This is a genomic window from Secundilactobacillus collinoides DSM 20515 = JCM 1123 (assembly GCF_001435975.1).
Taxonomy (GTDB): domain Bacteria; phylum Bacillota; class Bacilli; order Lactobacillales; family Lactobacillaceae; genus Secundilactobacillus; species Secundilactobacillus collinoides.
Genome location: NZ_AYYR01000009.1, coordinates 235,145 through 256,241 on the forward strand (window position 1 = coordinate 235,145; position 21,097 = coordinate 256,241).

At 46.0% G+C, this 21,097-nt stretch carries 17 protein-coding genes; 6 read left to right on the plus strand and 11 right to left on the minus strand.

Going from position 1 to position 21,097, the window contains the following annotated elements; genetic code table 11:
• Positions 1-22 precede the first annotated feature (22 nt).
• From FC82_RS01935 to FC82_RS01945, 3 genes are all read left to right on the plus strand, one after another.
• A complete protein-coding gene (locus tag FC82_RS01935) occupies positions 23-922 on the plus strand; it encodes a dihydrodipicolinate synthase family protein (RefSeq protein ID WP_054759019.1) in 900 nt (299 codons plus the stop codon).
• Positions 923-941: 19 nt separating this feature from the next.
• A complete protein-coding gene (locus FC82_RS01940) occupies positions 942-2,123 on the plus strand; it encodes a glycerate kinase family protein (protein WP_056996052.1) in 1,182 nt (393 codons plus the stop codon).
• A gap of 559 nt (positions 2,124-2,682) precedes the next feature.
• Entirely contained in the window at positions 2,683-3,855 is a 1,173-nt protein-coding gene (locus FC82_RS01945; RefSeq protein WP_054759021.1) for a GGDEF domain-containing protein, read from the plus strand.
• A gap of 66 nt (positions 3,856-3,921) precedes the next feature.
• Here FC82_RS01945 and FC82_RS01950 read toward each other — a convergent pair whose 3' ends face one another.
• Together FC82_RS01950 and FC82_RS01955 are read right to left on the minus strand one after the other, a co-directional pair.
• A complete protein-coding gene (locus tag FC82_RS01950) occupies positions 3,922-5,100 on the minus strand; it encodes a GGDEF domain-containing protein (protein WP_056996053.1) in 1,179 nt (392 codons plus the stop codon).
• Between the two features lie 181 nt (positions 5,101-5,281).
• On the minus strand, positions 5,282-6,487 hold the full coding sequence (locus FC82_RS01955; protein ID WP_056996054.1) for an L-lactate MFS transporter: 1,206 nt from the start codon (positions 6,485-6,487) through the stop codon (positions 5,282-5,284).
• 208 nt (positions 6,488-6,695) lie between these two features.
• Here FC82_RS01955 and FC82_RS01960 point away from each other — a divergent pair, with 208 nt between their 5' ends.
• Positions 6,696-7,610, plus strand: a complete 915-nt coding sequence (locus FC82_RS01960; RefSeq protein ID WP_056996055.1) for a LysR family transcriptional regulator — start codon at positions 6,696-6,698, stop codon at positions 7,608-7,610.
• A 53-nt stretch (positions 7,611-7,663) separates the two neighbouring features.
• Here FC82_RS01960 and FC82_RS01965 read toward each other — a convergent pair whose 3' ends face one another.
• The 3 genes from FC82_RS01965 to FC82_RS01975 form a co-directional block, all read right to left on the minus strand.
• Positions 7,664-9,061 (minus strand): MFS transporter, encoded by a 1,398-nt coding sequence (locus FC82_RS01965; RefSeq protein ID WP_054759029.1) that lies wholly within the window; start codon positions 9,059-9,061, stop codon positions 7,664-7,666.
• A gap of 548 nt (positions 9,062-9,609) precedes the next feature.
• Positions 9,610-10,707, minus strand: coding sequence for a GGDEF domain-containing protein (locus FC82_RS01970; RefSeq protein WP_056996056.1), 1,098 nt, complete (start codon positions 10,705-10,707; stop codon positions 9,610-9,612).
• Positions 10,708-10,863: 156 nt separating this feature from the next.
• Positions 10,864-12,024 carry a GGDEF domain-containing protein gene (locus FC82_RS01975; RefSeq protein WP_054759037.1) on the minus strand — a complete coding sequence of 387 codons (1,161 nt, stop codon included), beginning with the start codon at positions 12,022-12,024 and terminating at the stop codon, positions 10,864-10,866.
• A 324-nt stretch (positions 12,025-12,348) separates the two neighbouring features.
• Here FC82_RS01975 and FC82_RS01980 point away from each other — a divergent pair, with 324 nt between their 5' ends.
• The gene (locus tag FC82_RS01980) at positions 12,349-12,876 is read left to right on the plus strand and encodes a TetR/AcrR family transcriptional regulator (RefSeq protein WP_056996057.1); all 528 of its coding nucleotides are present in this window, start codon (positions 12,349-12,351) and stop codon (positions 12,874-12,876) included.
• Between the two features lie 86 nt (positions 12,877-12,962).
• Positions 12,963-13,934 (plus strand): NAD(P)H-dependent flavin oxidoreductase, encoded by a 972-nt coding sequence (locus tag FC82_RS01985; protein ID WP_054759041.1) that lies wholly within the window; start codon positions 12,963-12,965, stop codon positions 13,932-13,934.
• 201 nt (positions 13,935-14,135) lie between these two features.
• Here the strand turns inward: FC82_RS01985 and FC82_RS01990 are convergent, their stop codons facing one another.
• The 6 genes from FC82_RS01990 to FC82_RS02010 all read right to left on the minus strand — a co-directional run bounded on the left by FC82_RS01990 (position 14,136) and on the right by FC82_RS02010 (position 21,097).
• Positions 14,136-14,807, minus strand: a complete 672-nt coding sequence (locus FC82_RS01990) for a nitroreductase family protein (protein WP_054759120.1) — start codon at positions 14,805-14,807, stop codon at positions 14,136-14,138.
• 10 nt (positions 14,808-14,817) lie between these two features.
• A complete protein-coding gene (locus FC82_RS01995) occupies positions 14,818-15,696 on the minus strand; it encodes an SDR family NAD(P)-dependent oxidoreductase (RefSeq protein WP_056996058.1) in 879 nt (292 codons plus the stop codon).
• Positions 15,697-15,825: 129 nt separating this feature from the next.
• Positions 15,826-16,401, minus strand: a complete 576-nt coding sequence (locus FC82_RS02000) for a TetR/AcrR family transcriptional regulator C-terminal domain-containing protein (RefSeq protein ID WP_056996059.1) — start codon at positions 16,399-16,401, stop codon at positions 15,826-15,828.
• Positions 16,402-16,966: 565 nt separating this feature from the next.
• The gene (locus FC82_RS17300) at positions 16,967-17,095 is read right to left on the minus strand and encodes a hypothetical protein (RefSeq protein WP_268873491.1); all 129 of its coding nucleotides are present in this window, start codon (positions 17,093-17,095) and stop codon (positions 16,967-16,969) included.
• A gap of 27 nt (positions 17,096-17,122) precedes the next feature.
• The gene (locus tag FC82_RS02005) at positions 17,123-17,932 is read right to left on the minus strand and encodes a LysR family transcriptional regulator (RefSeq protein ID WP_082620127.1); all 810 of its coding nucleotides are present in this window, start codon (positions 17,930-17,932) and stop codon (positions 17,123-17,125) included.
• A gap of 507 nt (positions 17,933-18,439) precedes the next feature.
• Positions 18,440-21,097, minus strand: a complete 2,658-nt coding sequence (locus FC82_RS02010) for an FtsX-like permease family protein (protein WP_056996061.1) — start codon at positions 21,095-21,097, stop codon at positions 18,440-18,442.

Genomic DNA, 21,097 nt, shown 5'->3' on the forward strand with positions numbered 1-21,097 from the left:
AATTACGATTGGAGAGATCATGATGGATATAGATAATTTACAAGGCATTATTGTCCCACTCATTACACCCGTCGACGATGAAACGGAAGATATTGATGACGAACGGTTGGAACGTATCACTGAACATGTCATTGAGGGCGGTGTTAAGGGTATTTTGGCCTTTGGCAGTAATTCTGAATTTTACATGTTTGATGATGATGAGCTTATTCATGGCTTAAAAGTCATTGTTAAGCAAACAAATAAGCGTGTTCCCGTATTCTTTGGCATGGGACCAATTCGGACGCGTAAGGGTGTTCGACTCGCCACACGCGCTGTTGCCGAAGGTGCAGATGTCATTTCAATTCTGCAACCGATGTTCTTGAAACCGACAGAGGATGAACTGTTTAAGCATTATCAGACAATCGCTGCCAGTGTACCTGACACACCAGTCTTTGTTTACTACAATCCTGGTAAGGCAGGTTACAAGATGCCGGCTGAATTTATCAGTAAGATGGCTCATGAGATTCCAAACATCGTTGGAATGAAAGATTCCAGCGGCGACATGACGGTCTTGAGTACAATCATTCGGTTGACACAAGATATTGAATTCCGGACATTTACCGGTAAGGATACCTTGATTTATCTAGGGTTATGCGCCGGTTCATATGGGAGTGTTTGCTCCACTGCGAACGCTTTGGCACCGCTCATTGTGTCAATTTATGATAAGTTTCAAGCTGGAGACTATAAAGGGTCTCGGGAAGCTCAATTTAAGCTTGACCCGGCTCGTTTAGTTCAAAACGAAGCTAGTTTCCCTGTTGCAACTAAGGATATGGCTAACATCATGGGCTTAGATATGGGGAAGCCGGTTTTGCCAAGTTTACCTTCTACTGGAAAGGTCTACGACGATATTAAAAGAGAGCTTGATCGGTTAGATAATAACTAATCACTGAGGGGGTCGGACCATGACAAACGTAATTATAGCTTCTGACTCATTCAAAGGAAGCGCGACCTCAGTTGAAATTGCTGATTATCTTGAAACTGGTATCCATAATGCCGATCCGGCGACCATTGTCCAGAAAGTACCGATTGCTGATGGCGGTGAAGGTACAGTGTACTGTGTGATTAAAGCGACCAATGGCCAGCTATTGTCGACCAAGGTTTGCGGACCCCTTGGTGACACAGTAACGGCAACTTGGGGCATGATTGACAACCAAACTGCGATTATTGAGACCGCTGAAGCAGCGGGACTCACCCTTGTGAATAACGAGCTTGATGTTGATTGCGCCTCGACATATGGTGTTGGCCAACTCATTAAAACGGCGTTAGACCATGGCGCTAAAACAATTTACGTTGGTCTTGGCGGCAGTGCCACAAATGACGGCGGTGTCGGAATGGCGCAAGCGTTAGGCGGCCATTTTTACGACAGCGATGGTCACGAACTGCAGCATGGTGCCGAAGCGTTAAGCCGGTTAGAAACGATTGACCTTGCGGGACTGGATGAACGGTTGACCACAACCGAAGTGATTGGACTTTCCGATGTCAATAATCCACTCACTGGGGAAAATGGCGCAACGCGAATCTTTGGGCCGCAGAAGGGTGCTACTGAAGCTCAGATAACGGTATTGGATGCGGCACTGAACCGTCTCGCAAACTTGGTTAATACCACCTATGATGTTGATCTGGCGAATGTATTCGGTGCTGGCGCAGCTGGTGGTCTTGGTTACGGATTATTGGCATTTTGTCAGGGTAAGATTCGTTCTGGGATTCAAGAGGTTATTAAACTGGTTAAACTTGATGAAAAAATGCTGGATGCAACACTCGTGGTTACCGGCGAAGGTCAGATTGATGGTCAGTCGCTAGGCGGCAAGGTTCCAATTGGGGTTGCGGCGCTTGCAAAGGAACATCGATTACCCGTTGTTGCCATTGTTGGCAGCATTGGTGCTAAAGCAGAGGGCGTATATGAACGCGGTATTGATCTGGTACTCTCAACTACAAACCGACCAATGAGCGTTCAAGACGCCATCTCACAAGCACCTGAGCTGGTTAAACAAGCTGGTTTTAATTTAATGAAAGCAATTCAATTAGGGAAAAAACTACAAGATAATTTACAAAGTCAAACTGAAGAATCTCGGGGTGCAGGTTAAGTGAGTTAACTTGAGCACTTTGAAATACTTGCCAATGTTTTTTGGTGAACCGCTCCTAAATATATAAAACACAAACAAACTTGCAAACACAAATGATGCTGAAATACAATATTGGACTTGTGTTTTAAAGACGTCTTGAGTTCACAGCACAGACTTCACATCGAGTCTTGAGATTGACTGAAAAAGTTAATAGGTATAGATGCATTGGGCATTTTATAAACCCGATGTTTAAAAGCAGGATTGAAATTCTTGGGAACGAATTTCAATCCTGCTTTTTGGCGAGAATTGCGCGTCCATGCATAATCTGCGAGGGTAGCGGTAAATTGTAACAACTGGCATAAATGCGTGGCTGATGAATCAATTGCTTTACAATGGCTAGTCCTGTTATTTTTGCAATTTCAACTGAAAATAATACCTATCATCTCAATAATGAAAATTCACAAAGAAAATTTCATAAAGCGACAGTTTTTACGTCAAATGTATGCTATAGTGACCGTAAGACTGTGTAAAAATTAAAATTCCTATGATAGGATAGTAAACATCGGGAAGGCAGACGGGTATGCCATTTACAACAATTGCACTTTCATACGTTTCATCACTCATTGCCAACGCTGTGGTTTTACTTGGGTGTGTGTCACTTTTTATGTGGATCGAACGGGAGACCGACACCCCAGTAATCGTTAGACATCGTCAGTTATTTCTGTGTTTGCTGGGCATTGGGTTACTCCTGCTAGCTTACCTTGAGGCCCAGGCCAATAACGTGATGTCCACACATTTGACGGGATTTCATTGGACGTATCTAAATCTGGTAATTGTAGCCTTATATAATTTAATGTTGCGAATTAAGATTCCCGCACAGATGATCATCTCACTTGTTTTTACAATTTTTTGGGGCCTTAGCAGCTTAATTACTGGCGGCGCGTCTTCGAAAACTGTCATTCAAACAGGTGCTCTATTGCTTGTAGAAGTTATTATTTGCTTGTTTGCAAAACAAATTGAATCACACTGGTGGAGTTATGGTGTAGGATTTATCGTTTTTTCCTGGGTAGCACTGCAAATGGGATCCATGCTTTACGTAGGCCAGACACCTGGCGCTTGGACACGTCAGATCGTGGCACTGATCGTTTTAGAAGCGGTTGTGTTAGGCTACGCGGACATTTTGCGGTATCAAGATACTAAGCTCAAAGATTTCAAACACCAAGCAGAGTTTGATGCTCTGACAGGAGCGGCAACGTTTGGCGTGTTCAACACACACCTGCAGGAACTATACGGCAACTTCCGTCAAACGGGTGAGACCTACGCGATGTTTGCGATGGACGTGGACCATTTTAAACGCATTAACGACACGTACGGCCATGTTGCTGGTAATGAAGTATTACGGACGATCGCACACACCATTAATGAGGTCGTCAAAGAATTTAAGTTCACTGGCCGCTTGTATCGCACCGGCGGCGAAGAATTTACTATCATTATTGAAAATATTAAATCTGATCCTGAAATGGCCGAAACAATTTCACGCAGTATCCAGCGTGGTATTAGTGAGCTGAGGTTTACTTTTAAAGGTGAGGCCGTCAGCGTAACCATTTCGATTGGCGAGGAGCGCGTCAGTCCTTCCGATGCAAACTACCTTGACATATATAAGCGTGCGGACCAGTATCTCTATGCATCGAAACACAATGGCCGCAATGCCATCACGTTGCGTGGCAGAACTTTAGATCAAGGGACCGGATAAGCTCAAACAATGAAGCACCGCTATTTCAAGCCATTTTTAGCCTGAAATAGCGGTGCTTCATTGTTGTTAGCTGACGTCACGAGCTAATGTCCGCCCACGCAAGGTAATGGCGTTGCGGCCGCTGCGCTTGGATGTGTACAAAAACTGATCCGCGCGTTTATAACTATCTAAATAGTTGGCATCATCAGGCAGCACATTCGCTGCACCTAGCGAAATGGTGACACGAACATCCTGACCGTCGAAGGTAAATCTTAACTGATTGATTGCACGCTGAATTTCCCTAGAAATCTCCTCAGCTCGTTTTGCATCCGGCTTGATGGCTTGCAAAATGACAGTGAATTCCTCGCCGCCAGTGCGATATAAACGGGTCTGATATTCCACGTGGGTGACCACACAGTCAATCTCGTGCGAAATCGCTTTTAACACTTCGTTACCAGCTAGATGGCCGTAAGTATCGTTGATATGTTTGAAGTGATCAACGTCTAAGGCGTAGAGTGAATACGCCTGCTGGTCTGTTTTGAAAGTGTTAAACAACCGCAGCAGATCTCGATTGAATACACCGAACGAATGCACACCTGTCAGGTCATCGAATTCCGCGTCGTGCCGGAACTGTTCCAGCTTAATGTTTTGCCGGTACAGGGTGCGCCCGTACCAAAAGACGGCGAATTCCAAAACAACGAGGGCGATGATTTGCCGCGCCCAGGCGTCTAATGACTGTTGCGTGTACAAGTTAGGTCCCAGCCAGAGACACCCCGCAGAAAAAATAGTGAAGTCAACAAAGTACATGGCGGCTGTTTTTTGAATCTGGTCTGCGAAGCGATAGACGCCGCATTCAAGCACCATGACGAACACTAATTTTGCGTACATGCCAGCAGTGACCACCGCTAATGGCCGCGTGGCAAGCATCCAAGCGGCTGTCAGCACCAAGGTGAGTGCCAGGATCCATTTTGTTTTCACCCGTAGCAACAAGTTGTAAACCGCAACGATCACTACGTTAAGGTACGTCCAGTGAAACCCGATAAGGTTCGAAGATGAGTGGCCGTTTGTCCAGGCCTCGCCATATGCGAGCACAATAAAAGAAATGCCCATCGCACACAGCACCAGATTGCGATGACGAGCGATAAAGTTCCGTTCAGTTTCCTTTTCAAGCCACGTAAACAACGAGACTGCACCTAACAGCACGATGACGTTCGCAATCAGTGAGGAGAGATACGAAATTGTGACTAAAATAAAATTGACTGACATACCACCACTCTTTTCAGTAGGCACAAACGCCCTTATTATATACGGATAAACGGATATACGTTTATCGTAACATATAAATTGGGTGAGGACTGGTTATGTCGGTTATAATTTCAATCACACCGAGTAAAAAGATAAAAAAGAAGCTGGGAATGAAAACCTCCCAGCTTCTTAAAAATAAAAACTATTTTGCGTGATTGACGATCTTGTAGAAGATGTTGATAGCCAACCCAATGACAGCTAACACGATTGCGATATAGAACGCAATGGCAAAGTTACCGTTATGTGAGGCAGCAATGTTAGATGCAATACTTGGTGCAAAGTAAGCAGCTGTTGAATAGCCCAAGAAGATAATACCGTAGTTGACCCCTTGGTTTTTGGCGCCGTAGTTTTCCATGACAAGTGATGGGAAAACGCCCATGGTTCCGCCAAAACAAATACCCAAGCCAACAATGCCGACGACGAAACCGATTACTGAGTGTACCGTTGCAAGCACAAACAGTGACAGGGCAATGACCACGTACACAATCATTAGCGTGTTGACCCGTCCTAATTTATCGGACACGGTTCCCCAAATGATTCGGCCCAAGAAGTTGCACAATGAGTAGATGCTGACGTAGGTAGCGGCAACAGTAGCGGTCAGCTTGAACATGTTTTGCCCGATTAGTGAAGCGTTAGAAGCAATCATCAGCCCAGAGAAGGCACCGATCCCGAAGAGTAGTAAAATGAGGTAGAAGTTTCTTGTTTTCAACATCCCTAACCAGTTGACTTCTTTGGTTGCCGGCGCGCTTTTAGTCACTTCAGGTTTTGGTGCCACTTTGATGAACAGACTGGCCACACAAACGACGATGAGATAAACGATGCCCATTGCGATGAACGCAAATTTAACGGAGTGCGCCGCAATCAGATAGTTAGCAATTGGAGCGGCAATCACTGTAGCGGCACCCATCCCACCAGTAATTAATCCGGAGGCGAGGCCTTTCTTGTCTTGGAAAAAACGCATCGTGTTGCTGAGACAACCTGAATAGGCAAAACCTTGACCAAATCCACCAATGATGCCGTAGTACAGATAAAGCTGCCAGAGGGTCGTGGCTGTTCCAGTTAACAGGAAGCCTAAGGCGAATAGGATACCGCCCAAAACAATTGATAATTTGGCGTGGCCGTGGTCGGTCATGATCCCACCAACGATGGTTGGAATCGGGCCGATAGCGGCGTTGATCGTGAAGGCAATCATGACGGCCGAAACGGACCAATGATTGGTGCTGGCAAGCGGGCCAGCGAAAACACTAAAGGCGTAAATTGACCCCGTACATAACAGCACGAAAACAGAACCTACCAAAACTGCCCATCGGTTGGTGTGTGTCGTGCCGACAACGTCTGCATTTGACATAATAAAATCCCCTTTGCACAATAATTAACTTAGAAACTGACCCGAGAAAAAATTGCTATATGCACAACTAAATGCTTGTAGTAGAATGATTCGTAATCGGTTCCAAATAAAAATACTCAAACGAGTATAGTTCAAATTTAGCATGCTTATGTGAAGAGAAACACTATTCTCTTTCTTGAGGGTGTAACTTTTAGTTGGGGGAAGGTATATGAATACAGATAGATTGAAGTACTTTGTTGATAGCGCGGAGCTAAAAAGCTTTTCGGCGGCCGCAAGCAAACACTATATTTCACAGACAGCCATTAGCAAACAAATTCACACACTTGAACAGGAACTGAATAGCCAGCTTTTTAAAATTGAAAATAATAAGATCCAGCTCACCAATGCGGGTCGCTTTTTTTATAGTAAAGCAAAACTAATTTTAAACGACTTATCCGTCGCGGTTGCCCAGACCGAGCAGTTGAGCCAGACGGAGAGTCAAACATTGCGAATCGGGTTCACGACCAGCTTTGAATCCATTACCGCGGCCAAGATTTTAATGCCGTTTCAGCAGGTGCATCCTGACATCAGCTTGTTTCCGGTACAGCAAACCTATCAGCAAGGCCGAGAGGGTCTCTCTAACCAAACGTTGGACATTGTGTTTGCGATTGATTATGGCATTGCCCACTTACTGGATGATTCCGCTATTCAGATGGCGGTTGTTAAAAAAGGTGAAATGATTCTTGGCATCAACAGCACCCACCATTTAGCGCAGAAAACGTTTTTAGATGGTCAAGAACTGACGGATGAGACAATTGGTTTTTATAATTTTGACGGTACGACACCGGCGCCGTTTGGCATGGTCACCAACGCGCAACGCGATGGTTATGTCATTGAACACACGCGTCGATATGATCGATTGGAAGAGCTGTTGTTGAACGTGTCTCTCAATAACTGCATTACGTTTGTGCCAGAGGGGTTTGACTATGCTAATTACCCAAACATTGTCTATCGGCATATCAAGAACACGAGCCATCTGTACCAAATTGGCGTTTTTGTGAATAAACAAAATAACAATCCAGCAGTCAAGCAGTTTGTTCGAGCTTTTGAGTCTGTTTATCATCAAAATTGGCAGTCAGAATAGGGCACAAAAAAAGGACAACCCGGAATGTTCGAGTTGGCTTTTTTGAAATCAATCTATTTTGCGTTGGCGTCGAGTTGTTTAACCCGCAATACAGCGATTAAAATCGCCAGTGCCAAAACGAATAGTAAAACGAAATCCAGACGGCTTCCCAGTTGTGTACCGACCACCGTTGAGTGGTGAATCTCATATCCTGAAATGACTGCGGACATCACACTGGTCCCGATTGAACCAGCGTATTGCTGCATCATACTGAACATGGAATTTTGGTCGGATTTTTGCCGCAGCGGTACTCGTGTGCTGCCATCGGAAATAGCAATCCCGAAACCTGAATTGAAACCGATTCGCAAAATGGCGTAGATGAGTGCCATCAAGACGACAGTAAAGCGGCTTGTCGTGAGCCAGAATAACAGGAGACCGGCAGCAGCCATCAGTGCACTAAAGGTCAGGAGACGTGACGGGCCTTTTAAATCATACAACCGGCCCGCGATTGGTCCAGTAATGGCACCGACAACGGCTCCCGGAAGCATCATCAGTCCGGCGGTCATTGCGGAGGTTCCCAAAACTGTTTGGGCGAACAATGGCAAAATAAACGATAGCCCAATGTTGATGAATTGGAGCCCGAAGTAGTTAAACAGCCGGAGTCTCAGGACGGCAATTTTGAGAATGGAGTAGTCGATGAGCTTGCGTTTGCCGCGAATGGCATAAGTCACCATCACGATAATCGTTACCAGGCTCCAGACGACCCAACCCCAGAAATTGAGGGATGTCCAGCCGTGAACACCGGCATTATTAAACGTGAAGAGGAGGCTGGTGAAAACAACGGCGAGCAGAATGGCACCAAGAAAATCGAACTTCTTGGCGCCAACGCCCATCGCTTTTCCGGAAACGTTGAACGCGCCCAGAACAACGAGGATGGCCAGAATTGGCACAATACCCACGAAGATGGCACGCCATGACCAGACACTGGTCATGACCCCGCCATAAGTTGGCCCTAAGGCGGGTGCCAGCGAGACGATCACACTGGCTAATCCGGTATAGGTGCCCAGTTTGTTTTGCGGCACGTTTGTAAAAATGAGCTGAAACATCAACGGAATAGAAATCCCAGTGGCGATGGCTTGCAACAATCGACCACCCAGTAAAACAGGGAAGGTTGGCGCAAGCCAGCACATGATGCCGCCCAGCAGACAAACGAGAGCCGCAAACATGAATAACGGCTTCGGGTTAAACCGTTTCAATACGTACGCAGTGGTACTCATGACAATGGTCGTCAGCAAAAGGTACCCGGTGGTCAGCCATTGAACGGTATCCAGCGAAACGTGCATCGTTTTGATCAGCGTCGGAAAAGTAACGTTCATGGACGTTTCCACTAGGATGCCAACAAACGAAATCAAACCGACAGATAAAATAGCTAATTTAGTTTTCAAAGATACTTCAGTTGGTGCTTGATTCATGAAAAACGCTCCCTTAAATCATAATTTGGCGTATTGAGGAGCTCACCAAGCCCAGAGAGTGGCACAAAGCGGTTAGGGGGCGGAATGTAAGTCATTTTGGCAGAAATTCCCGAACTTGGAATTTTTGCCAAAGTGACTTACATGGTAGCCCCCTGCTTTGTGGAACTTGTTTCCACACGGTCGCCTAGAAAAACAAAGAAATAGTGCAAGAGAATAGAATAACAACCTTATGGCACATATTTCTGCAAGACAGCAAAAAATAGATAGTAGGCAATACTCGAAAAGAAGCCACAATAGCTTCTCTACATCAAAATTGTTATCCCAAACAAGCTAAAAACCAACTTGCAAAGCGGACTTACTTCATATTGCCGAAACGTATTCCACAAGGCAGGGGGCTCCTTTTCCTCCGCCCCTTAAACACCTTGCGCCACACTCTTTCCAAACAAAAAGACGATCCCAAGACCGTCTTTTTTAGACTAACTATTATTCTAAACAAATAACCTGTATTTTTCAATTCCATCTCGTCACACAGGTATGCCAATTTGGCATTAATCACCTGTAACTTGATCGCGCCCGCTGCGCTTTGAATTGTAAAGGAATTGGTCCGCGCGCTGAAAGAACTGGCTTGAGGTCACATCTTGTTTTTGACGCGACGTGCTGCCCATTGAGATGGTCAGCAGCAAGGATTCGTTATTAGCGTCCTCAATTCGTAAGTTGGAGACGTCGTCGTGGCACCGTTGCGCGATTTTTTGGGCCTTTTGACCATCAATGCCTGGTAGTATGATGGTGAATTCTTCGCCGCCAGTACGATACAGGGTGGCTGCGCCCGCGACTTCTTTGAGCGTTTGCTGGACACACTTAACCAAATGAATCAGGGCCTCGTTGCCCGTAAGGTGACCGTAGTTGTCATTGATCTGCTTGAAGTGGTCAATGTCAAACGTAATCAAACTGAGGGTTTCAGCATTTTTAAAATCACGCTCCATGTCTTCGCGAAACGCTAACCAGTTGTGTGCCTGAGTTAATGGGTCAACCCGTGCGTTACGAGCGTCTTGCATGCCTCGGATGTGTCGTGTGCGTAATATAGCAAGGTAGCCGTAGCTGATAAACGTTGAGAAAATATAGCTTACAAGCATGGCAATAAACAGTGTGTTTGGCAAGCGAATGACAGTGCCGGTGACCAGCCAAAAAATGCACCCCATTGCCGTTTGAATCGAGGCGGTTACTGCGGGGTAGGCATTCACGGGCTGAAAGAACCTTTGGCTGACAGCCATTAAAACAATTTGAGTGATGCTAGGGACAATAAACCACCAGCTATAGATGCCAATATTGAATGAAAACATCATGGCATCAAGGACGATGACGATGACCATGACGCGAAAATTAGTCAGCGCGTTCAAGTAACTGACGAGAAGGATAAACTGGCAATTGATCAGCAGGATACCTTCAAATGGCTGGCTTGTTTTCAACAGGGTACTAAACAACAAGATGCACGCAGATAAAACTAAGAAGTACCCTGTGGCCCAATTTTCCGATTTTGACCGCTTCTTGTGGCTATCAAGGACAAGGTTGAGCGACCCGATTGCGCCTAAATTAAAGAAAGCGGTAATAAAGCAGGCATAAGTAGTAAAAATCAACGTATTTTTCATAATTATCTCCGATTTTTGATAAAACAATAACTACCTTATTATCACCCGTAAGTATAAACAACACAATATATAATAGTGTTATTTTATGGAATCTTTTCAGTTACAAAAGGATCAAGGCAGATAATCCCCCCTTGATCCTAGTATGCGTCATTCAAGTTAGATACTGGACCGCTGGTAGGCATGGCCCTCAACGGTGATTGTGTCGCGACCTTCATGCTTGCTGATATACAGACTCTGGTCGGCTCTGCGATAGGTGTCGTCAATAAGCTGATCCTCAGACCTTAACGCTGTAACGCCCATGGAGATGGTGACATGAATCTTGTAGCCCTTGTAGTCGAACTTAGCGCCGCGAACAGACTGCCAGCAGTCTTCAATGATGGGAACCACTTCTGCAGTGGTCATGTTTGGAAAAACGATATTGAATTCCTCGCCGCCAGTGCGGTAGATTTGCAGTTTCTCGTCTTGGCTGCTGAGTACCCGTCGCAGCGTGTTAGCCACGCCCACCAACACTTCATTGCCCGCTAGATGACCATAGGTGTCGTTGATGTTTTTAAAATGGTCGACATCCAGCGTGACTAAGGTCAGTGGTTCATCATGCGTTTTAGCTTGTTGAAACATGGGTGTGACGTCGCGGGTATACATTGAGTAATTTTTAGCGTCCGTCAACGCATCATAATCCGCCATTCGGGTCATTTCCCAGTCGTGCGAAATTGTGCCATACTGAATTAGTAAAAACAGCCCCGAAACGATGGTGATTGCTAACGACATGGCAATTGCCTGAACTAAGATCGGCTGGCTGATTGCATCGTTGTTTGGTTGTTTTAACGGCAACCAGAATAGGCAGGCGATATACAGGCAAAACAGGATTCGCGGCAGTAACTGATGGTAAGCAATCTGTTTGCGGTAGATCCAGTTCAGAATCGAAAGGACCACCAAAACGCCCATGCCGATAACGAAACTTATTGAGAACTGATGTGTGACCACAAGGAACAGCGCAAGACCGAGAAAGCGTATCACGTAGTCCCAGACATCAATGTAAATGGCCAGCAAGGGAATTGTCAGCATAAAGATGAGCAGATCAAATGTGATCATCGGCATACCTATCATATTTCGCACCAGATAGATGAATAAACTGGCCGCAAAGCAAAAACCGAACACCGATAACCGACTCCAAATGTTATGGGGATTCTTTGCACGGGTATCCTCGTACGCGTGGTGCCAGAGTGAAACGTATATGCTGTTATAACCGGTTATAAAGAAGAGGCTCAGCACCAGATCAATAAACCATTGAGATGTTGATAATTGAAAGACTGTCAAAAAAGGATCCTCCGAGTATTGGGTTGACAGCGTCGATATTAGTGATGAAATACAAACGTTTTAAAGTGGATGACTGCCGATAATGTCAGACAGTAAAAGTGATTCTTCCGTTAGAAATTATATAACATTATAGGCGACAATGTTGGCAATTTTACATTAAAACTAGCTTTTATTGATGCAAATCACACTATTCCCAGCGTTAAATAGTGATTTATGCATCGTTTTAGTGAATCTGTGTTTAAAAATAGCCCAATCATTTTTCTCAGCGTCACGTTGATATTTCGAGCAGCGCAATTTTGCGATAGATAAAAGGGTGGTGAAAATATGGAAGATAGAATTATTGCAGTATTTTTAGCTGAGTTGGCGGCGAAGCCATTCTCGCAGATCAGTATCAGCAGTATTATGAAGCGAGCCGGGCTGCCCCGAACAGAATTTTATCTGTTTTTTGATAACCTGGATGATTGCATTACCACGATTCTGGCAACGCGCCTGCGGACCGTTTTTGAGTCGCTGACAGATGTTTTTATTGACGACAAAACGTTAGTCGCCGGAGTTCAGTTTGTCATGTCGGGTCAGGATACAATTGAAAAACTTTGGAAACTGCAGACTAGTCACACAGATGTATTTGCTCAGTTAAAGGAACAATTCACCAAATTGGCTGAGACTTCGATTGCGCAAAAATGGCCGACACTGAATGGCACTGATTTATCGTATTTCAGTCAGTACTACGCCGTTTCCATATTGAATATGATTGAGTGGTATTTTGATCACGATGTCAGTGCCCGCTATGTGAGTACCCGAGTGGCCGCACTGTATCAAGGATTATTTACAACAATCGCCAACTTCGCCTGATTAGACAGGTGCGTGCAATGTGTCTAACGCTGGGCAATTGTTATCCTTTATAGTGAAACTATTCACAGAAAAAGGAGCAATTTCCCATGAAAACATTACAAGAAACATTACGTATCAAGTACCCGGTGATTGGCGGTCCCATGGCGTGGACGTCAATGTCTGACGTTGTCGCAGCTATTTCAAACGGCGGTGGCTTTGGCGTGTTGGGCGTTGGTTTTTCACCAGACACCGTTATTGAAACCGAGATTCACAAAACGCAGGTGTTGACCGATAAGCCGTTTACCGTGAACGTGATTTTGGCTGAAGGAATGGATGATAACCTGCAACGCGTGACGGACATTGTGGTCGCAAACAAATTAGCATCCATTTACGCAGATGTTGCAATGGGAGCTGATTACGATGCCTATAGACAGTTTGCTAAGAAGTGGCTGAACAAATGGCATGAAGCCGGGTTAGTCGTTTTAACCAAGGTTGCTTCTGCAACTGAAGGGGCCTTGCTTGATAGTCTTGGCGTAGATGTCGTCATTGCAAAGGGCTACGAAGGTGGCGGCCACATCACCAAGGAGGGGACGTTTACGTTGGTACCCCAGGTGGCGGATGTTGCGCAGCAAGCCGTTGTCGTTGCCTCTGGCGGCATCGCGGATGGGCGCGGGTACGCCGCATCACGATTACTTGGCGCTCAAGGCGTTGAAATGGGCAGTCGCTTCATGTTGGCGAGCGAAAATACTATTCACGATAATGTGAAACAGGCCATTATCAAAGCTCAGGATAGTGATCCTAAATTGACGGGCTGGACGACAGGTGCACCAGTATGGCAATTGCCAAACAGGTTGTACGATAATTTAATGGACATTGAAGCAACTCATCCAGGTAAAGACGCTGGTAAGCTGATTGAACAGGCTTCTGCTGGTTCCTTACGCATTGCCTCAACTGAAGGTGACGTTGAGGAACATGGGGCGGTGATGGTTGGCCAGGATGCGTCCTTGTTAACCAAAATCGAACCCGCAGCAGCGATTATCCGTGATGTTTATGAAAATGGCGAGGCCTTACTTAAATAGATACGAAAAAGGCCCGGTAAAAAAACTATATTGACTATATAAGAGACCCCAACTAAAAGCCCGAATTGGGGTTTAGTTGGGGTCTCTTATTACTTTAATCAAGGAGATAATAGAAAAAATTTTTTAGGTAATCTAGTGGAAACGAGCACCATAAACCACAGACTTGTTTTACCTTTATTGTTGGTTAATGCAAACCACCGTCTAATGAAATTCGTAAACCTGTTCAACTGGATAACGAACTGAGCGAACCTCTCCTTCGTCATCGGGTGCGGGCTTACCAACTGCAATAGCCATCACTGGGACGTAACGTTCCGGATCAAGCCCCCAGGTTGTTGCAGCCTTCTTTGGGTCGTAGCCGGCAATCGGGTTAGTTTCATAACCATGACCACGAGCTGCCAGCATGAATTGCATAGCGACCAGTGCAGTGTCAACCGTTGAATCGGCAACCAGCATATCTCTGGAAGCATGCTCGTATAGTGGCAGGAAGGTGTTGAAGACTTCTTCAAGCTTTTCCTTAGTGATTTGTTTGTTCTCATAAGCTTTGTTCCACAGTGCGCGGTAGGATTTAAAGGCTTGGGTGTCGCCAAACAGCAGGACCATCGCTGAAGCTGTTTGCACTTGTGGAGTATTGAACTTCATGAAGTAGGTGCTCAATTTCTCTTTGCCTTCAGGGGTGTCCACAACAACGAACCGCCATGCCTGCAGATTGCATGCAGAAGGTGCCGTAGTGGCTTCTTCAATCATCTTGACCATTTCATCGTGGGGAATCTTAACTGACTTGTCAAAATTTCGAATGGACTGCCGACCTAACATTACGTTTTGGAAATCATTGTTGGTAAATACTTTGTCTTGTGTTTCACTGATGGTAATCATCCTTTCGTGTTTAAGCATCGTGTGTTTTTTCAAGAAATGGGGCAAGAGCGGCCAAGTCGGGTCCTTTGCCAGTAGGAATACTTTGGGCACGGGCCACGATCGCAGGGTTCATGCCTGGGTGTGACAGAATATAGAAGTCATCACGTTCTAACGCCCCAAAAACGATATCTGGAATCTTATCAAGCGGCATACCAGTCGTAATATCTTTCTCGGCAAATGCTTGTCCCTGTTTGAAGGTATCGCTGCTGTAATACGGGTCGTCAGTATTTGTATAAGCAGCCGGTCGATGATTCTCAGAATGCTGCAAGTCTGTGTGAACAAATGCTGGACAGAAAACGTGCATACCCACATTTGCTTTGGCTGCCTGCAAATCATATTCAACAGCTTCAGTCATGCCAACTACCGCAAATTTAGTAGCGTAGTATGCAGGCATAAGCGGACTAGAAACCAAACCAGCCATGGAGGCAACATTGAGAATATCGGCGTGCCCCTCCTGTTGACGCATGATTGGAATGACCCGTTTGAGCGCGTAGACTTGGCTTAATAGGTCGGCATGTAAGATCCAGTCCCAGTCTCGTGTTGGGAGCTCCCAGATTGGTCCAGGAACGGCGACTCCCGCTGAATTGATTAGTAGATCGATTCGACCGTATTTATCCTTGGTTGTTTGTACCATATGATCTACTGCTGTTTCTTCAGTCACGTCTGTCGGAATGGAAATGACTTCGGCGCCTAAGTCAGATGCTTGCTTAACTGTTTCGGTTAGAGCGGACTCATCAACATCAGCCAGAGCAAGTTTCATGCCCCGCTTGGCGCTTTCGATTGCTAAAACTTTACCAAAGCCATGGGCTGAACCTGTAATCAGCGCAACCTTATCCTTAAAATCCTTCATTTTAATCACTCCTTCAGTGAACTACTGAGGCTGTTCACTTATTTACAAACTAATTGTAACCGGTTTCAAAAATAAAAAACAGAAACAATTTAAGGGAGTTGTTAGATATCTGACATTTCTTTATATTTGTTAGTAAGACGCATTTTTTAATGCATACACGATAATATCATTCTGTGTGCGTCGTAGTTTTTCGCGGATGATCTCTGGCGCTTCTTGCTGGTCGTCAGCCAGCCAATCAAACAGAATACCGACAAATCCGCCGGTGAACAGCCTGGCGATGAAATCCTGATCAGCCTGGCGGACACACAACTGGTTATCGGCAATGACTGCGGTGATGTACTTCATGACAATCTGGGTCAGCGGTTCACGAAAGACTTGGTTCAGCTGAACCAGATCGAGTGATGCGTAAAAGGCGTGACCGAGAGATTGGTTGGCGTCGAAATATTGCAGGAGCCGGTAAATGTCATCGTCCCAATTGGCATAAGTTGGTGTCTGTTCAAGAATACTCAGCACCTCGTCTTGTACGGTCCACTTGATGAGAGCTTCCAAGTCAGCAAAGTGGTAGTAAAAAGTTGGTCGGGACTTATCTGTCAGAGCCAGCAATTGCCGCACTGTGATGGTGGTCAGCGGTTGGGTTATCATGAGTTTCTTAAGGGCAGCGGAGAAATCCCGTTTTGTTTTTAAAGTAATCAATTCGTTTCTCATTCCGATTCAAACCTCGTTTTAGGTTGTGGTGTTAGACATCTGATTCAATTATACAGCAGGGGTGACGAAAGGTTCTCGATTGTAACCCGTGCGCAATTTCTAAAAATTCTGAATCCGGAAATGTTTGTTAGACCTGCGTGTAACCATGCTTAACTTGTCTAATCCAGCATCACAACAAATTAATGGCAAATAAGCCACATTATTATGCATAATTAACTGCGTCTGAAGTTGGGATAGCTTGGCAAAAAAACTATACATTTTTAGCTAGCCAGAGCATGAAAAAAACGAGCTTCCTTGAATATAAGACGCCCCGGACCAAAATGGGTATTCTAGTCCGGGGCGTCTTATATTCTGGGAGCAAAAGTCTTCTTTTGTCCCATTTTGTTTCCTGCAATTGATCAAGGAGATAAATTCAAAAAAAACATTTCTAGGTCACCAAGTGGAAACAAATTATAGGAAGCAGAGACCGGTCACGTAAGCGCAATCAGTGGCAAATTCAAGCCCGGTATTTCCCACTGATTGGCCTACGTTTCAGGTCTCTAAACGCTTTCTTCCACGCTCTTTTTTACAGCTCTTTATTATTCTTTTTAGTGTTCATGAAGTTCATGATCAAATCCACCATCTGATTAATGGCCGCGTCATCGTCGCTCTTATACGAAATCCCCATGTCCAGTGAAATTAAATTTTCTGGCAAACGATAGATGTTGACGGTGTCGTCTTTTCACAGGTCGTATTTATCAATGACGTAATTTGTCGTCACCGTCATACCCAGATGATACTTGACCAGTTCGGTTGCCAAATCAAAGTCTGGTACCACAGCAATCGTATTGGTTCGAATCTTCTGCTGCATAAAGAAATCGCTGACCTGTTGCTGGTACAGTGTATCGGGTGTCAACTCGATGTAGTTTTGACCATCAATTAGTTTGCTGACCGATTCGGCATCAGGGAGCACGATCTCCTTGCCCACTAGCTCAGGATCAAACACATCTGTTTGATTTGAGACAACTAGGTAGGAGTTGGTCATTACGACCGGAATAAACGACAACCCTTTCTTCTCCAAATGGAGGCCTAAAAAGACATCCAGTTCATCGTTATTCAACAGATAGTTGGCTTTTTCGGTCGTCAGTTCCAGCAATTTGACCTGCAGTTTAGGGTAGAGCTCATTGAACTTTGGCAGCACGGATGGCAGCAAATAGTGGCCAAGCGGTTTGTTGGTGCCAACGCGAATTACGCCGCTGGTGTAGGAGGCAATCTCGGTCATTTCTTTTTTCAGCCGCAGTAAATTTTTGTCTTCCTGAATCAGGTAATCCAGGAGACGCTGGCCCGCGTAAGTTAACGTGATCTTTCCAGCAACCGGGTGCGTCAGCGAAACGCCAAACTCACCTTCGGATTTTCGCAGTGTTTGACTAATATACGGTTGCGACACGAAGAGTACTCGCGCCGCTTCCGACATAGAATGCGTCCGGTTAATTTCCTCTAAAAATGGTTTCAGGTTTTTGTTCAAAATAGTCACGGTCCTTTTGATTGACATGATGGAATAAATTAAACGGGGAATTTGTCTTAATAGTCCTTATTTTACGCTGTTTTGAGCTTATAACAACTTTATTATAATTATTTCCTGAAAGAGTAATTTAACAAGTGTGGGTTTTTCGGGCATAATAAAGACAGCGAATACAACGGGGGTATTCACCAGGTTCATAGGAGTGTATAGCAGTGGGGTTACTTTTAGTTCTTCGGACAAAATGAATACGTCGCTTAGCATTTAAATTTACTATCACACACTTTAAAAAATCACCTGAGATTGATGGAATCTCAGGTGATTTTTTGTGTTATTTTTAGAGCCTGTTTGTAATTCGCAACTGCCGTGTTTTGGCGTGGTACCAAGCCAGCTTGCGACAACACTGTAAGGTCGGCGGGCTATTTGTGCGGGTACGCCTACGAGCTAGTGAGGTTCACTGAAACAGTACTTTCAGTCTGGGTAACTGATTTTCTATGCTGAAAGACCAGACAACTGCAAGAAAAACTTTATTAGCGCGCGCTACTTCAAAGCTTCCAGCATATCTACTCGGTTGATCTTATAAGCCATCAACCCCATTACGACCACTGAGAAACCAAGGGTCATCAATCCCGATACGGTGAAGTTTGTCCAGAAAAGTGTCATGTCGGCCATGGCCGTTTCTGGCGGCAGGGTCTGCATGATGTAGTAGTGGAGGTAATCGCCGCCGATGAAGCCTAACAGGATTCCGGCGACTGTTAATATGAAGGTTTCACGATAGACGTACATGACGACTTCCATCGGGTAGAAGCCCAGGACCTTTATGGTCGAGAGTTCGCGCATCCGTTCCGACACGTTGATGTTGGTCAGCGTGAACAGCACGACGAAGGCCAGTACCGAAGCGACAATGATGATAATCAGGACCAAGTGATTCAACCCTGACAAAATGTTGTTGATGGTGGTCTTAGCATCGTTTGACTGGACCGCAGTAAGGGCGGCCGACTGTTTATTCAAGGTCCGCGAGACCCGGTTGATACTTTTGTTCGACCGGTTGCTGAGCCTCAGCATGTTAGCGTTGTAGGTCACATTTTTCGAAAAGACCTTATGGTAGTAAGTACTGTTCATGTAAACGTCATGACCGGCGTACATCTCGGTGATGCCGCTGACTTTGACCCGGTACTTGTCACCGTCGGACTGTTTGATGGTCAGGTAGTCTCCCTTTTTAACATTGGTGATAGTGGCCAATTTTTTGGTGATGATGGCGCCGTTGTTGGTTAAATGCAGGTGTTTTTTCGTTGTTGGGTTACGCAGGGTAACGTCTTTTTTGAAGGCCTTCGTCGACTTCGGTACAATCAGCGAAACGGATTGGTTCGTGACCTCGTCAGTTGGCTTAGCAGTGACGGATTCGTAATAGACCTTGGTGTTATTTTTCACGCCCTTCAGATCATCGACCTTCTTTTCGTAAGCCTTACGACTCGCTGACGTGGCGTTGGGATTGAAAACGCCGATCACGTCGTAGTGGATGATGTCTGAATACTGGGTCTTGACGATACCGTTTAAGGAATCGCGAATACCGAAACCGGTAATCAGCAGTGCCGTACAGCCCAGAACGCCGAGAATCGTCATCAGCATCCGGCTCTTATAACGAAAGAGATTTCGAATGGTGACCTTGTGGTTGAAGGACAGGTGCTGCCAAAGCCCTGGAATGCGTTCCAGCAGGACTTTTGACCCCGATTTAGGCGGTTTTGGCGCCATTAGGACGGCTGGAACTTCTCGCAGTTGCTTGGTAGCAACGATGATGGCTGGCAACGTCGCGCATAGGAGCGAGATGATCACGGCGACTGAAATCCATAACAGGGATGGCGGGGTTTGGAAACTCGGCATGGTGAAGTTGGCAGCGTAGGCGGCGAAGATTTTACGCGGTAAGAAACTCGTTCCGAACCACGCGCCGACAGCTGAGCCAAGCAGCCCAGCGAGCACACCATAGATGATGAAGACCTTCATGGCGTCGTGCTTGGTATAGCCTAGGGCACCCAGAACGCCAAGTTCCTGGCGCTTTTCTTCGGCCATTCGCGTCATTGTGATCAGGGTGACCATGATGGCCACGGCAAAGAAGATGATTGGAAAGGTGTTCGCCAGTACGTCGATTCGTTTGGCATCCTCACCGTACTGGTTGTAGCCGGAATTGTAGTCGTTCCGCGATTGGATCTCGTAGGTGAGCTGGCTTGTTTTCTTGAGGGACTGGCGTTGCGCGGTCAGTGATTTTTGCGCAACGGTGAGCTTTGCCTGCTGTTTGGCAAGCGCGGCCTCCTGCGTTTTGTATTGACTGGCAGCTTGCGGATCTTGTTTGATAGCAGCGGAGAGTTTAGCCTTCGTCGCGGTCAGTGTATTCTGCTTGGCAGTTAGCCGTTTTTGCGCGGCATTCAGCTTATCTGAAGCCGCAGTTGTCAATTGTGTTTGCCGGTGGTCGGCCCGTTTCGTCAGCCGGTGGGTCACCTGATTGACGTTTTTTGCGACCTGGGACTCGTAACGGTTACTGTAGGCGGCACCGTGGACGTTGTTGTAGCTGACGTAGGCCATGGTTGGCCGGCTGCTGGTGAAGGCGGCCTTGGTGACCACGCCAAAAGTGGTGAGTTGGCCAGTACCGGCGTTGGTGGTGCCGAGGTTTTGTTTCATGAGGTAGTCGCTTGACGTGACGAAACCGACGACCTTATAGCGGGTGTGTTTTAGGCCGGAAACGTTAGTCTTGCCCTTGTTGTTGACGAGCGTAATGGTTTGACCTAAATGATACTTGCCCTTCTCGGCACTGCTTAAGGCAATCTCATTGCTGCGGGTCGGCAGGCGGCCGGAACTGATCTTGCTGGTCGACAGGGTGCTGGTCTTCTCGCTTACGCGGATACTGCTGGTTGACCCTTTGATGACCGCGTCCTTGTAAGTGCTGAATTCAATTTTCTTGATGTGCGGTAAGTTGCGCATATAGGTCTGGTCGGACTTTGAAATGGCAACGTCGCTCTTGATGACGGCATCGGCCATGTGATGTTCTGTGTAGTAGGTGTTTCCAGTGGCTCGCATGTCGGGGCCGGTAACCTTGAGTCCGACCAGTACGAAGACGCCCAGTCCAAGCAGGACCGCAATGGAGGCAAATCGCGCGAAGGAGAATTTGAACTCCCGCCGAATATTTCTATTCAATATTGTTTTCAT

Excerpts from the sequence above, each read along its gene's own strand:
- FC82_RS01965 (WP_054759029.1), bottom strand. The coding sequence starts at position 9,061 with ATGAATCAAGCACCAACTGAAGTATCTTTGAAAACTAAATTAGCTATT.
- FC82_RS02010 (WP_056996061.1), bottom strand. The coding sequence starts at position 21,097 with ATGAAAACAATATTGAATAGAAATATTCGGCGGGAGTTCAAATTCTCC.
- FC82_RS01970 (WP_056996056.1), bottom strand. The coding sequence starts at position 10,707 with ATGAAAAATACGTTGATTTTTACTACTTATGCCTGCTTTATTACCGCT.
- FC82_RS02000 (WP_056996059.1), bottom strand. The coding sequence starts at position 16,401 with ATGAGAAACGAATTGATTACTTTAAAAACAAAACGGGATTTCTCCGCT.
- FC82_RS01945 (WP_054759021.1), top strand. The coding sequence starts at position 2,683 with ATGCCATTTACAACAATTGCACTTTCATACGTTTCATCACTCATTGCC.
- FC82_RS01940 (WP_056996052.1), top strand. The coding sequence starts at position 942 with ATGACAAACGTAATTATAGCTTCTGACTCATTCAAAGGAAGCGCGACC.
- FC82_RS01995 (WP_056996058.1), bottom strand. The coding sequence starts at position 15,696 with ATGAAGGATTTTAAGGATAAGGTTGCGCTGATTACAGGTTCAGCCCAT.
- FC82_RS01955 (WP_056996054.1), bottom strand. The coding sequence starts at position 6,487 with ATGTCAAATGCAGACGTTGTCGGCACGACACACACCAACCGATGGGCA.
- FC82_RS01935 (WP_054759019.1), top strand. The coding sequence starts at position 23 with ATGGATATAGATAATTTACAAGGCATTATTGTCCCACTCATTACACCC.
- FC82_RS01950 (WP_056996053.1), bottom strand. The coding sequence starts at position 5,100 with ATGTCAGTCAATTTTATTTTAGTCACAATTTCGTATCTCTCCTCACTG.
- FC82_RS01980 (WP_056996057.1), top strand. The coding sequence starts at position 12,349 with ATGGAAGATAGAATTATTGCAGTATTTTTAGCTGAGTTGGCGGCGAAG.
- FC82_RS02005 (WP_082620127.1), bottom strand. The coding sequence starts at position 17,932 with ATGTCAATCAAAAGGACCGTGACTATTTTGAACAAAAACCTGAAACCA.
- FC82_RS01960 (WP_056996055.1), top strand. The coding sequence starts at position 6,696 with ATGAATACAGATAGATTGAAGTACTTTGTTGATAGCGCGGAGCTAAAA.
- FC82_RS01985 (WP_054759041.1), top strand. The coding sequence starts at position 12,963 with ATGAAAACATTACAAGAAACATTACGTATCAAGTACCCGGTGATTGGC.
- FC82_RS01990 (WP_054759120.1), bottom strand. The coding sequence starts at position 14,807 with ATGATTACCATCAGTGAAACACAAGACAAAGTATTTACCAACAATGAT.